Source organism: Acidovorax sp. 62 (assembly GCF_002754495.1).
Lineage (GTDB): Bacteria > Pseudomonadota > Gammaproteobacteria > Burkholderiales > Burkholderiaceae_C > Acidovorax.
The window spans coordinates 3,040,452-3,054,092 of sequence record NZ_PEFJ01000001.1; the positions used below are offsets into that span (position 1 = coordinate 3,040,452).

General features: G+C 64.4%; 10 protein-coding genes. 9 read left to right on the forward strand and 1 reads right to left on the reverse strand.

Features of this window, described 5'->3' with window-relative positions; genetic code table 11:
* Window positions 1-168: 168 nt before the first annotated feature.
* Window positions 169-1,131 carry a LysR family transcriptional regulator gene (locus CLU86_RS13630; protein WP_099656558.1) on the reverse strand — a complete coding sequence of 321 codons (963 nt, stop codon included), beginning with the start codon at window positions 1,129-1,131 and terminating at the stop codon, window positions 169-171.
* A gap of 107 nt (window positions 1,132-1,238) precedes the next feature.
* On the opposite strand from CLU86_RS13630, the gene CLU86_RS13635 reads away from it, so the two are divergent.
* The 9 genes from CLU86_RS13635 to CLU86_RS13675 all read left to right on the forward strand — a co-directional run bounded on the left by CLU86_RS13635 (window position 1,239) and on the right by CLU86_RS13675 (window position 13,585).
* Entirely contained in the window at window positions 1,239-2,690 is a 1,452-nt protein-coding gene (locus CLU86_RS13635) for an aldehyde dehydrogenase family protein (protein WP_099741980.1), read from the forward strand.
* Between the two features lie 125 nt (window positions 2,691-2,815).
* The gene (locus CLU86_RS13640) at window positions 2,816-3,781 is read left to right on the forward strand and encodes an ABC transporter substrate-binding protein (protein ID WP_099741981.1); all 966 of its coding nucleotides are present in this window, start codon (window positions 2,816-2,818) and stop codon (window positions 3,779-3,781) included.
* Between the two features lie 162 nt (window positions 3,782-3,943).
* Entirely contained in the window at window positions 3,944-5,014 is a 1,071-nt protein-coding gene (chvE, locus tag CLU86_RS13645; RefSeq protein WP_099656561.1) for a multiple monosaccharide ABC transporter substrate-binding protein, read from the forward strand.
* A gap of 111 nt (window positions 5,015-5,125) precedes the next feature.
* On the forward strand, window positions 5,126-6,793 hold the full coding sequence (gene mmsA, locus CLU86_RS13650; RefSeq protein WP_099741982.1) for a multiple monosaccharide ABC transporter ATP-binding protein: 1,668 nt from the start codon (window positions 5,126-5,128) through the stop codon (window positions 6,791-6,793).
* The gene (gene mmsB / locus CLU86_RS13655; RefSeq protein WP_099741983.1) at window positions 6,790-8,013 is read left to right on the forward strand and encodes a multiple monosaccharide ABC transporter permease; all 1,224 of its coding nucleotides are present in this window, start codon (window positions 6,790-6,792) and stop codon (window positions 8,011-8,013) included. The genes mmsA and mmsB overlap by 4 nt, the downstream gene beginning before the upstream one ends.
* A 169-nt stretch (window positions 8,014-8,182) precedes the next feature.
* Window positions 8,183-9,709, forward strand: a complete 1,527-nt coding sequence (locus CLU86_RS13660; RefSeq protein ID WP_099741984.1) for a sugar ABC transporter ATP-binding protein — start codon at window positions 8,183-8,185, stop codon at window positions 9,707-9,709.
* Entirely contained in the window at window positions 9,702-10,751 is a 1,050-nt protein-coding gene (locus CLU86_RS13665; protein WP_099741985.1) for an ABC transporter permease, read from the forward strand. The genes CLU86_RS13660 and CLU86_RS13665 overlap by 8 nt, the downstream gene beginning before the upstream one ends.
* Window positions 10,752-10,771: 20 nt before the next feature.
* On the forward strand, window positions 10,772-11,806 hold the full coding sequence (yjfF, locus tag CLU86_RS13670) for a galactofuranose ABC transporter, permease protein YjfF (RefSeq protein WP_099743569.1): 1,035 nt from the start codon (window positions 10,772-10,774) through the stop codon (window positions 11,804-11,806).
* A 45-nt stretch (window positions 11,807-11,851) separates the two neighbouring features.
* Window positions 11,852-13,585 (forward strand): IlvD/Edd family dehydratase, encoded by a 1,734-nt coding sequence (locus CLU86_RS13675; protein WP_099741986.1) that lies wholly within the window; start codon window positions 11,852-11,854, stop codon window positions 13,583-13,585.
* Window positions 13,586-13,641: the final 56 nt, after the last annotated feature.

Consider the following 13,641-nt stretch of genomic DNA (forward strand, 5'->3'; position numbering starts at 1 on the left):
AGGCATGCTGTCCGATCAACGCACACGCCCTGGCTTCGACAGACTCAGCCCGAACGGACGGAGGGCGAACTGGACAGATGTCCCGAGACACCCCGCCCAATCACTACAAATTTAATAGCTGCTTGCGCTTATTCCACAAGCTCTAGCAGCGCATTTCACCCCAAACCATCAATCCCCCAACTCCAACCGCCGCCCATACTGCACCAGACTCGTCTGCTTGATCGCCTTCATCATCACCTTGGCCGCTGGCGACAACAACCGATCGGCCCGGGTGATGATGCCAAACGCATCCATGTGACACGGCATCGCCAACGGCAACACCGTCACGATGCCATGCGAGGCGTAGTACTGCGCCACATCCAGCGCCAGCACCGCCACCATGTCACTTTGCTGCAGCATGCGCGTGATGAACAGCAAGGCCGAGGTCTCCACCGTATTGGTCGGCGGGGCAAGGCCGTCTTGCTGGAACATCAGGTCAAAGCGATGGCGCAGCACACTGCCCGCAGGCGGCACGATCCAGCCGGCCGAGACCACATCGCGCAGCGTCAACCCCGTCATGCCCGACAGCGGATGCCCTGGCCGGGCCACCGCGCAGACCATCTCCTCGGTCAAAGGCTCGTAGCGCAGATTGCCCTTGTCGTGCTCGGCAAACAGCCGTCCCATCACGATGTCCAGCTTGCCCTGGTCCAGCCGCTCCAGCAGCACCGGGCTGGTTTCGATGTCCAGCGTGATGCGCAGGCTGGGGTGCTCCTGCTTGACCAGGGCAATCGCGGCGGGCAGCAGGCTCAGCGCGGGCGAGGTGATGGCCCCCACCCCCACCTGCCCGAAATGGCCCGACTTGAGCGCCACCAGCTCATCGTGCGCCTGGTTCAGGTTGGCCAATGCCATGCGCGCGTACCGGATCATGGTCTCGCCGTACCAAGTGGGGCGCATGCCGCGCGGCAAGCGCTCGAACAGCGGCACCTCCAGCACATCCTCCAGGTCCTTGAGCAGCTTGGAGGCCGCAGGCTGGGTCATGCTGAGCACCTGGGCGGCCCGGTGGATGTTGCCCTCCTCGGCCAAGGCCACCAGCAACAGCAGCTGCCGCGTTTTCAAACGGGCACGGATGAACCAGTGGTTGTAGTTGCTCATGGGGTTTTCCAGAATGCAGAGAGTGATATCTATTTTGCCTAAAAAACGATTGGATTGATATCAAAACACAACCTAGACTTTGCCACTCATCCATAGCAAAGGTCTCCATGCGACTCGGCGATATGCAGCAAACCCCCAGAAACCTCATCAACGGTCGCTGGGAGATTGGCACCACCACGGGGGTCAGCACCAACCCATCCGACACCCGTGAAGTGGTAGCCGAGTACGCACGCGCCGACCGCAACCAGACCGAGCAAGCCATCCGCGCCGCAGCCGACGCCCTGCCCTACTGGAGCCAAAGTACCCCACAGCGGCGCGCCGATGTGCTCGACCAAGTGGGCAACGAGCTGCTGGCCCGCAAAGACGAGCTGGGCACGCTGCTGGCCCGCGAGGAAGGCAAAACACTGCCCGAGGCTGTGGCCGAGGTGGCCCGCGCCGGGCAGATTTTCAAGTTCTTTGCCGGTGAGGCACTGCGCATTCAGGGCGAGCTGATGGCATCAGTGCGCCAGGGCGTGCAGGTGGATGTGACCCGCGAGCCTGTGGGGGTGGTGGGCATCGTCGCGCCCTGGAACTTCCCCATGGCGATTCCGGCCTGGAAGATTGCGCCCGCCCTGGCCTACGGCAACACCGTGGTCTTCAAACCTGCCGAGCTGGTGTCGGCCTGCGGCTGGGCACTGGCAGAAATCATCCACCGCTGCGGGCTGCCTGCGGGCGTGTTCAACATGGTGATGGGCAGCGGCCGCGAAGTGGGCCAAACGCTGGTGGAGCACCCGCTGGTCAACGCGGTGAGCTTCACCGGATCGGTCGCTACGGGCGAGCGCATCCTGCGCTCGGCCACGCTGCGCCGCGCCAAGGTGCAGCTGGAGATGGGGGGCAAGAACCCGCTGGTGGTGCTGGCCGATGCCGACTTTGAGCAGGCCATTGATTGCGCACTGCAAGGCTCGTACTACTCCACCGGGCAGCGCTGCACCGCATCAAGCCGCCTGATCGTGGAAGCCCCCGTGCACGAAGCCTTTGTCGCGCGGCTGCGCCAACGGCTCTCGACCCTCAAGGTCGGCCATGCGCTGGAGCGCGGCACCGAAATGGGCCCTGTGGTGGACAGCCACCAGCTGGCACACAACCAAAGCTACCTCGACATCGCCAGGAACGAGGGCGCCGAGCATGTGTGGGGCGGCGAGCTGTTGGAGCGCCCCACGCCCGGGCACTACATGAGTCCAGCGCTGTTCCTGGCGCAGCCAGAGCACCGCATTGCCCGCGAAGAGGTCTTCGGCCCCGTGGCCTGCGTGCTCAAGGCCGACGACTACGACCACGCGCTGGCGTTGGCCAACGACACCCCGTTTGGCTTGTGCGCAGGCATCTGCACCACTTCGCTCAAGCGCGCCATGCACTTCAAGCGCCATGCCGCTGTGGGCATGACCATGGTGAACCTGCCCACCGCGGGCGTGGACTTCCATGTTCCGTTTGGTGGCCGCAAGGAATCGAGCTACGGCCCCCGCGAACAAGGCCGCTACGCCGCCGAGTTCTACACCACCGTCAAGACCGGTTACATGCTGGCCTGAACCCACCCCCTATTTACGGTGCGCAACAGCGCCGCTCCTGTCTGAAAGACGCGGCGCCACGCAACGCACCTGCAGCGTTCCCCCTCACCCAAACCATAGCAACAACAGACAGGAGACAACACACCATGACCATCAATCGCCGCACCTTCGGGTCCGCCATCGCCTGCGCCTCGGCCGCCGGGCTGCTGGCGCCCACCGCCTGGGCCCAAAAGCCCCTGGTTCTCGGGTTCAGCCAGGTCGGGGCCGAAAGCGAATGGCGCACCGCCAACACCGAGTCCATCAAGTCTGCCGCCAAAGAAGCCGGCATTGAGCTTAAGTTCTCGGACGCGCAGCAAAAGCAGGAAAACCAGATCAAGGCCATCCGCGCCTTCATTGCCCAGAAGGTGGATGTGATCGCCTTCTCGCCCGTCGTCGAATCGGGCTGGGAGCCCGTGCTGCGCGAGGCCAAGGCCGCCAAGATCCCCGTGGTGCTGACCGACCGCGCCGTGAACACCAAGGACACCTCGCTGTACGTCACCTTCATGGGCTCGGACTTTGTGGAGGAAGGCCGCAAGGCTGGCCGCTGGCTGGTCGAAAAGATGAAGGACCAAAAGGGCGAAGTCAACATCGTCGAGCTGCAAGGCACCGTGGGCTCCGCCCCGGCCATCGACCGCAAGAAGGGCTTTGAGGAAATCATCAAGGCCGACCCCAAGTTCAAGGTGGTGCGCTCGCAAACCGGCGACTTCACCCGCGCCAAGGGCAAGGAGGTGATGGAAGCCTTCCTCAAGGCCGAGGGCAAGAAGATCAACGTGCTGTACGCGCACAACGACGACATGGCCATTGGCGCCATCCAGGCCATCGAAGAAGCGGGCATGAAGCCCGCCAAGGACATCACCATCATCTCCATCGATGCCGTCAAGGGCGCCTTTGAAGCCATGATGGCTGGCAAGCTGAATGTGTCGGTGGAATGCAGCCCCCTGCTCGGCCCGCAGCTGATGAGCGCCGTCAAAGACATCAAGGCCGGCAAGCCCGTACCCAAGCGCATCGTGACCGAGGAAGGCATCTTCCCGATGGAAATCGCGGCACAAGAGTTCCCTAAGCGGAAGTACTGATTCCCCCTGAGCCGCCTGCGGCGTCTTCCCCCTGAGGGGGACGCCACCAGCGCGGCGGGGCGGCCCTTGCGCGGTGGCACTCGCCTGGGGCAGCGACAGTTTCATAAGGTCCGGCGTACCCGAGCCTCAGCCCATCAAAACAACACTAGGAGACAGAATCAAATGAAGCGAGCAATTTTCAAGGCCGTCTTGGCAACCGTCGCACTGGCCGCCGTGGGTGCCACATCGCTGGCATCGGCCCAGGACAAGGGCAGCATCGGGATTTCGATGCCCACCAAGTCGTCTGCGCGCTGGATCGCTGATGGCGACAACATGGTCAAGGTGCTCAAGGAGCGCGGCTACAAGACCGATCTGCAATACGCCGAAGACGACATTCCGAACCAGCTGGCGCAGATCGAGAACATGATCACCAAGGGCGCCAAGGTGCTGGTGATTGCGTCGATCGACGGCACCACGCTGTCGCGCGTGCTGCAAAGCGCGGCCGACAAAGGCGTGAAGGTCATCGCGTACGACCGCCTCATCAAGGGATCGAAGAACGTGGACTACTACGCCACGTTCGACAACTTCCAGGTGGGCGTGCTGCAGGCCACATCGTTGGTGGACAAGCTCGGCCTCAAGCAAGGCAAGGGCCCGTTCAACATCGAACTGTTTGGCGGCTCGCCCGACGACAACAACGCCTTCTTCTTCTATGACGGCGCCATGAGCGTGCTGCAGCCCTACCTGGACAGCGGCAAGCTGGTGGTGCGCAGCAAGCAGCTGGGCATGAACAAGGTGGGCACGCTGCGCTGGGACGGCGCCGTGGCGCAAGCGCGTATGGACAACCTGCTCTCGGCCTACTACGGCAAGGACAAGGTGCACGCGGTGCTGTCGCCCTATGACGGCATCTCCATCGGCATCCTGTCGTCCCTCAAGGGCGTGGGCTACTGCACCGCCCAGCAGCCTTGCCCCGTGGTCAGCGGGCAAGACGCTGAGGTGCCCTCCATCAAGTCCATCCTCAAGGGCGAGCAGTACTCCACCGTGTTCAAGGACACCCGCGAGCTGGCCAAGGTGGCGGCCAACATGGTGGACGCGGTGCTGACGGGCAAGCAGCCCGAGATCAACGACACCAAGACCTACAACAACGGCGTGAAGGTGGTGCCCTCGTACCTGCTCAAGCCCGTGGCGGTGGATGCCTCCAACTGGAATGGCGTGCTGATCGGCAGCGGCTACTACACCGAAGCGCAGGTCAAGTAAGCCTGCACCCCGATGGGTGGGGCCACGCACCACGGGTGCCCGGCCCCATCCCGCCCTATCGATCACCGGCTGTAAGCCTCCGTGCACGAGCCATCCAGATCAGACACCACCATGTTGCTAGAGATGCGGGATATCCGCAAAACCTTCCCTGGCGTCGTTGCCCTCAACAAGGTCAACCTGCGGGTACGCGCCGGAGAAATCCACGCCATCGTGGGCGAGAACGGCGCGGGCAAATCCACGCTGATGAAAGTCCTCTCGGGCGTTTACCCCCACGGCAGCTACAGCGGCGCCATCGTGTTTGAAGGGGAAGAGCGCAAGTTCCAGGGCATTCGCGACAGCGAACACCTGGGCGTGGCCATCATCCACCAAGAACTGGCCCTGGTGCCCCTCTTGTCCATCACCGAAAACGTCTTTCTGGGCAACGAGCCCGCCAAGCGGGGTGTGATCGACTGGATGGCTGCACACCAGATGACGCAGGCCCTGCTGCACAAGGTCGGACTCAAAGAGTCGCCCGACACCCTCATCACCCACCTGGGCGTGGGCAAGCAGCAATTGGTCGAGATTGCCAAGGCCTTGTCGCGCAAGGTCAAACTGCTGATCCTGGACGAGCCCACGGCCAGCCTGAACGAAACCGACAGCCACGCCCTGCTGGAGTTGCTGCTGGAGCTCAAAAGCCAGGGCATCACCTGCATCCTGATTTCGCACAAGCTCAATGAAATTTCCCACGTGGCCGACTCCATCACCGTGCTGCGCGATGGCAGCACCGTCGAGATGCTGGACTGCCACGCGCAGGCGGTGAGCGAGGACCGCGTCATCCGGGCCATGGTGGGCCGCGAGATGGCCGACCGCTACCCGCAGCGCCAACCCAACATCGGCGAGGTGGCCTTTGAGGTGCGCAACTGGCGCGCCTACCACCCCCAGCGCAACGAGCAGCCCTTCATCAAAGGCATTGACCTGCAGGTGCGGCGCGGCGAGATCGTCGGCATTGCCGGGCTGATGGGCTCGGGCCGCACCGAGTTGGCCATGAGCCTGTTTGGCCGCTCATGGGGTCGCCGCATCAGCGGCGAGGTGCTGCGCAACGGCCAGCCCATCGATGTCAGCACCGTGGGAAAGGCCATACACAACGGCCTGGCCTATGTGACCGAAGACCGCAAGGGCAACGGTTTGGTGCTGAACGAAGACATCCAGTTCAACGTCTCGCTGGCCCACCTGCAAGGGGTGGCCACAGCGGGCGTGATCGACCACGGCAAAGAGCACCAGGTGGCGCAGGACTACCGCCACAAGCTGCGCCTGCGCTGCTCAGGCGTGGACCAAAAGACGCTCAACCTCTCGGGCGGCAACCAGCAAAAGGTGGTGTTGGCCAAATGGCTGTTCACCAACCCCGAGGTGCTGATCCTGGACGAGCCCACCCGCGGCATCGACGTGGGCGCCAAGTACGAGATCTACACCCTCATCGCCCAGATGGCGGCCGAGGGCAAATGCGTGATCGTGATCTCGTCAGAGATGCCCGAGCTGCTGGGCATCTCCGACCGCATCTACGTGATGAACGAAGGCCGCTTGGTGGCCGAGATGCCCACGACTGAGGCGTCGCAAGAAAAAATTATGCGAGTGATAGTGAATGCTCCCCCTGAGGCGCTTCGCGCCAGCCCCCCCGAGGGGGACGCCGCCCGTGCGGCAGGGCGGCGCGACCAGCAAAGGCCTTTGCACGGCGGCACTGGCATGGACCGCGCCAGCACAACCGCATCGGGCAGCCCCCAGCACAACGAAAACCGGATATGAGCCAGATGACTACTTCTTCCCCAACGGCCTCGGCTGCAGCCCATACACCTGCCAAATCGGCGCGGTCACTGCTGGACCACGCCAAACACAACCTGCGCGAATACGGCATGTTGATCACGCTGGTCGCGATCATGGGGTTCTTCCAGTACATGACCGACGGCACGCTGATGCAGCCGCTCAACCTGACCAACCTGATCCTGCAAAACAGCTACATCGTCATCATGGCGCTGGGCATGCTGCTGGTGATCGTGGCGGGGCACATCGATTTGTCGGTGGGGTCTGTGTGCGGCTTCATCGGCGCGCTGGCTGCGGTGCTGATGGTGCAGTACCAGTGGCACTTCGTGCCCGCCACGCTGGCGTGCCTGGTGTGTGGCGGCCTCATTGGTGCGGTGCAGGGCTGGTTCGTGGCGTTCTCGCGCATTCCTTCGTTCATCGTCACGCTGGCAGGCATGCTGGTGTTCAAGGGCCTGGCGCTGGCGTTGCTGGCAGGGCAGTCGGTGGGCCCCTTTCCTGAGTCGTTTCAGATGCTCAGCTCGGGCTTCATTCCCGACTTTGCCAACGGCGAAGGGCTGCGCATCACATCCATGGTGCTGGGCTTGGCAGTGGCTGTGGCCCTCACGGTGTCGGCGGTGCGCGAGCGTGCCAACCGCCTCAAGCACGGCGTGCACACTGAGCCTGCGGCTTTCTTCGCGATCAAGACGGCGGTGTTTGCCTTGCTGCTGATTGCCTTCAGCTACCTGCTCGCCTCGTACAAGGGCCTGCCCAACGTGCTGGTCGTCATGGCGCTGCTGATCGTGTTTTTTGAATTTGTCACCAGCCGCACCACGGTGGGCCGGCGCATCTACGCCATGGGCGGCAATGAAAAAGCCGCCAAGCTCTCCGGCGTCAAGACCGAGCGCCTTTCGTTCTATGCCTTCATCAACATGGGCGTGCTGGCCGCCCTGGCAGGCCTGGTGTTTGCCGCGCGGCTGAACACCGCCACGCCCAAGGCGGGCCTGGGCTTTGAGCTGGACGTGATTGCCGCTTGCTTCATTGGCGGGGCCTCTGCCTCAGGCGGCGTGGGCAAGGTCATGGGCGCAGTGATTGGCGCCTTTGTGATGGGCGTGATGAACAACGGCATGTCCATCCTGGGCATTGGCATTGACTACCAGCAGGTCATCAAAGGCGTGGTGCTGCTGGCCGCCGTTCTGGTCGACGTTTACAACAAAAACAAAGCATGAGGAATGAAGCACCCCCTGAGTCGCTTCGCGCCTTCCCCCTCTCTCGACTCGCTACGCGATTCGGGAGGGGAACGCAACCAGCGCGGCGGGGCGGCCCTTGCGCGGCTGCCCGCGCTTGCATCGCGCCCGTATCGCGGACTGAAGGCATGACCGAGGCCTCCAAAAATTCATGAACACCGCTACTTCCAATCCCGTGCTGCAGCTCTCGGGCATCCACAAGCAGTTTGCGGGCATCCCCGTGCTGCGCGATGTGCAGCTCAACCTGTACCCGGGCGAGATCCACGCGCTGATGGGACAGAACGGTGCGGGCAAGTCCACGCTGATCAAAGTGCTGACGGGCGTGCTGGAAGCCAGCGGCGGGCAGATGCGACTGGGGGAAGAAGCCGTGTGGCCGGATTCGCCCCTGGCGGCGCAACGCCTGGGCATCAGCACGGTGTACCAGGAGGTCAACCTCTGCCCCAACCTCTCGGTGGCCGAGAACATCTTTGCGGGCCGATACCCCCGCTGCGGCTGGGCGCAGGGCTTTCGCATCGATTGGAGCGCAGTACACCAGCGCACCCAGGCACTGGTGCAACGCGTGGGGCTGGACATCGACGTCACGCGCTTGCTGTCGGACTACCCCGTGGCCGTGCAGCAGCTGGTGGCAATTGCGCGGGCCATCAGCATCGAATCGCGCGTGCTGATTCTGGACGAACCCACCTCCAGCCTGGACGACGACGAGGTGCAAAAGCTCTTTCAGGTGCTGCGCAAGCTGCGCGGCGAGGGGCTGGCCATCGTGTTCGTGAGCCACTTTCTGAACCAGGTGTATGCCGTCTCTGACCGCATCACCGTGCTGCGCAACGGCAGCTGGGTGGGCGAATGGCTGGCCAGCGATTTGCCCGCGCCAGCCCTGATTGCCGCCATGCTGGGGCGAGAGCTGGCCGCACAAAGCGCCCATGCCCCCGCGCCCCATGCCATGGACGCCGCCACGCCCGCACTGGTGCAAACCGAGGGCCTGGGCAAGGCGGGGCAGCTCAAGCCGCTGGACTTGCAAATCCGGGCGGGTGAAGTGGTGGGGCTGGCGGGGCTGCTGGGCTCGGGCCGCACCGAGCTGGCAAGGCTGTTGTTTGGCATGGAAGCCCCGGACCGGGGTGTGCTGCGGGTGGACGGCAAAGCCATCACCTTCGCGAGCCCCATGGACGCCATTGCCAGCGGCCTGGCGCTGTGCCCTGAAGAGCGCAAGACCGACGGCATCGTGGCCGAGCTGTCGGTGCGCGAGAACATTGCGCTGGCGCTGCAGGCCCGCCTGGGGCTGTCGCGCTTTTTGTCGCGCGCCGAGCAAGCCGAGATGGCGCAGCGCTACGTGCAACTGCTGGGCATCAAAGCCGCCAGCGTGGACACGCCCATTGGCCTCTTGTCGGGCGGCAACCAACAAAAGGCCATTTTGGCGCGCTGGCTGGCCACCGAGCCCCGCCTGCTGATCCTGGACGAGCCCACGCGCGGCATCGACGTGGCCGCCAAGCAGGAAATCATGGAGCAGATCCTGCGGCTGGCACAGGCGGGCATGGCGGTGCTGTTCATCTCCTCCGAAATGAGCGAAGTGGTGCGCGTGGCACACCGCATCGTAGTGCTGCGCGAACGCGAAAAGGTGGGTGAGTTGCCCGCAGGCAGCAGCGAAGACGATGTGTATGAATTGATTGCAGCCAACCATGCCTGAAAACAAACCCTCTGTACTTCGGGCTCTCATGGCCCACCGGCTGGCCTGGCCGCTCATCACCCTGCTGTTGCTGCTGGGTGTGAACACCGCATTCAACAGCAGCTTCTTGCACCTGGAGTGGCGCGATGGGCATCTGTACGGCAGCCTCATCGACATCCTCAACCGCGCAGCCCCACTGGTGCTGGTGTCGCTGGGCATGACGATGGTGATTGCCACGCGCGGCATCGATATCTCGGTCGGTGCGGTGGTGGCCATTGCCGCTGCCGTGGCAGCCTGGATGGTTGGCGGTGCGGTGTCGGGCACCGAGAGCCGGTTTCCGCTGCCCGTGGCCATTGCCGGGGCCATCGGCATCGCGCTGCTGTGTGGCCTGTGGAATGGCTTGCTGGTGGCCAAGGTGGGCATGCAGCCCATCATTGCCACGCTGATCCTGATGGTGGCGGGCCGGGGCATTGCCCAGCTCATCACCGACGGGCAGATCATCACCATCTACTACACGCCGTTTTTCTTTCTCGGGGGCGGCTACCTGCTGGGGCTTCCGTTCTCGCTGTTTGTGGTGGCCGCCGTGTTTGCCGTGCTCTACCTGGCCGTCACCCGCACGGCGCTGGGGCTGTTTGTGCAGGCCGTGGGCATCAACCCTGCGGCGGCACGGGTGGCCGGGGTGCAGGCCCGGCGCCTGGTGGTGGCGGCCTATGCGTTTTGCGGCGTCTGCGCGGGCATGGCCGGGCTGCTGATCTGCTCCAACGTCAAAAGCGCTGATGGCAACAACGCAGGCCAGCTGCTGGAGCTGGACGCCATCTTGGCGGTGACGCTCGGGGGCACTGCCTTGACGGGTGGGCGCTTCAGCCTGGTGGGCAGTGTGGTGGGCGCGCTCATCATCCAGTCGCTCACGTATGCCATTTACTCCCTGGGCGTGCCGCCAGAGATCAACCTGGTCGTCAAAGCCATCGTGGTGTTCCTGGTGATGCTGCTGCAATCCCCCGAGTTTCGGGCGAGCGTGGGCGCCATGGCTCGCCGCCCCGCAGCGACAGGAGTTTCGGCATGAGCAGCCTGCCCCAACCCCTGATGAACGCCGCCCCATTGAGCGAGGCCCCGCATCCAGCCCAAGTGCCTGCAGCTTCGGCAGCGTCCCGCCCTCGCCTGAACCCCAAATACCTGCCCCTGGCCACCACCATCGCGCTGTTCACCGCCATGGCCACAGCGGGCTCTGTGCTGTACCCCGGCTTCTTTTCAGCACAGGTGTTTCTCAACCTGCTGATCGACAACGCCTTCCTGGTGATCGTGGCGGTGGGCATGACGTTTGTCATCCTGTCGGGCGGCATCGACCTCTCGGTGGGCTCTGTGGTGGCGCTGACCACGATGGTGCTGGCATCGCTGGTGGAGCGCCATGGCTGGAGCCCCACCGCCGCCATTCCACTGGTCTTGGCGATGGGCACGGTGTTTGGTGCCTGCATGGGCTTTTTGATCGAGCGGTTTCGGCTGCAGCCCTTCATCGTGACGCTGGCGGGCATGTTCCTCGCACGCGGCCTGTGCTATCTCATCAGCATTGACTCGATCAGCATCACCCACGAGGGCTACTCTGAGATGGCCCAGTGGCGCTGGTCGCTGGGCGAATCCATGTCGATTTCGCTGGGCGCCTTGATCGCCCTGGGGGTGTTGCTGGCCGCAGCGTTCATCGCGCACTGCACGCCCTTTGGCCGCAACGTGTATGCCGTGGGCGGCAGCGAGCACTCGGCCGTGCTGATGGGGCTGCCCGTGCGCCGCACGCTGGTGGGCGTGTACACGCTGTCGGGCCTGTGCTCTGCGCTGGCGGGGGTGGTGTTCACCTTCTACATGCTGTCGGGCTACGGCCTTCACGCCACGGGCATGGAGCTCGATGCCATTGCCGCCGTGGTGATTGGCGGCACCTTGCTCACCGGCGGCGTGGGCTATGTGGCGGGCACGCTGTTTGGCGTGCTGATGCTCGGAATCATCCAGACCCTGATTTCCTTCGACGGCACGCTCAGCTCCTGGTGGACGCGCATCGTCGTCGGGGTGCTGCTGTTTGTCTTCTGCCTGCTGCAACGCCTGCTCACGCACCGCACCGCCCAGCGCCACTGATTCAACGCTCTCTTTCTCCCTCTCTGATTCTCTCTGACCCCCACCATGACTACCCCCAAGCGCAAACTCCGCTCCACCGAATGGTTTGGCACCGCCGACAAGAACGGCTTCATGTACCGCAGCTGGATGAAGAACCAGGGCATCCCGGACCATGAGTTCGACGGCCGCCCGATCATCGGCATCTGCAACACCTGGTCTGAACTGACGCCCTGCAACGCGCACTTTCGCAAGATCGCCGAGCACGTGAAGCGCGGCATCTACGAGGCCGGCGGCTTTCCGGTCGAATTCCCGGTGTTCTCCAACGGCGAATCGAACCTGCGCCCCACGGCCATGCTCACGCGCAACCTGGCCAGCATGGACGTGGAAGAAGCCATTCGCGGCAACCCCATCGACGCGGTGGTGCTGCTGGTGGGCTGCGACAAGACCACGCCTGCGCTGCTGATGGGCGCTGCCAGCTGTGACGTGCCGGCCATCGTGGTCACGGGCGGGCCCATGCTCAACGGCAAGCTCGACGGCAAGGACATCGGCTCGGGCACGGCCGTGTGGCGCCTGCACGAATCGCTGAAGGCGGGCGAGATCAACGAGCACCAGTTCTTCGCGGCCGAAGCGGGCATGTCCCGCTCGGCAGGCACCTGCAACACCATGGGCACGGCCAGCACCATGGCCTGCATGGCCGAATCGCTGGGCACCTCGCTGCCGCACAACGCCGCCATACCCGCCGTGGATGCGCGCCGCTACGTGCTGGCCCACATGTCAGGCCGCCGCATTGTGGAAATGGCGCACGAAGGGCTCACGCTCTCCAAGATCCTGACCCGCGAAGCCTTCGAGAACGCGATCCGCACCAACGCGGCCATCGGCGGATCGACCAACGCGGTCATCCACCTCAAAGCCATTGCAGGCCGCATCGGCGTGCAGCTCGACCTGGAGGACTGGACACGCATCGGCCGCGGCACGCCCACGCTGGTGGACCTGCAGCCCTCGGGCCGTTTTCTGATGGAGGAGTTCTACTACGCGGGCGGCCTGCCCGCCGTGCTGCGCCGCCTGGGCGAGAACAACCTGCTGCCCCACCCCAACGCCCTCACTGTCAACGGCAAGACGCTGTGGGACAACGTGCGCGAGGCGCCCCAGTACAACGACGAAGTCATCCGCACGATCGACAACCCGCTGATTGCCGACGGTGGCATCTGCATCCTGCGCGGCAACCTGGCGCCACGCGGTGCGGTGCTCAAGCCCTCCGCCGCCTCGCCCGAGCTGCTCAAGCACCGGGGCCGCGCCGTGGTGTTCGAGAACCTGGAGCACTACAAGGAGCGCATCGTCGATGAGAACCTGGACATCGACGCCAGCTGCGTGATGGTGATGAAGAACTGCGGCCCCAAGGGCTACCCCGGCATGGCCGAGGTGGGCAACATGGGCCTGCCCCCGAAGCTGCTGCGCCAGGGCGTCAAAGACATGGTGCGCATCTCCGACGCCCGCATGAGCGGCACCGCCTACGGCACCGTGGTGCTGCACGTGGCGCCCGAGGCGGCGGCGGGCGGCCCGCTGGCTGCCGTGCGCGATGGCGACTTCATCGAGCTGGACTGCGACAACGGCCGACTGCACCTGGACATCAGCGACGAGGAGCTGGCCGCGCGGCTGGCCGCATTGGCTGGCACGGACAACGGCGGGCGCGGCGGCTACCAGCGCCTGTATGTGGACCATGTGCTACAGGCCGACGATGGTTGCGACTTTGACTTCCTCGTTGGCTGCCGGGGCGCCGGTGTGCCACGGCACTCGCATTGACATGGAACACCCCCCTGAGTCGCTTCGCGCCTTCCCCCCGCTCTCGCATTGCTGCG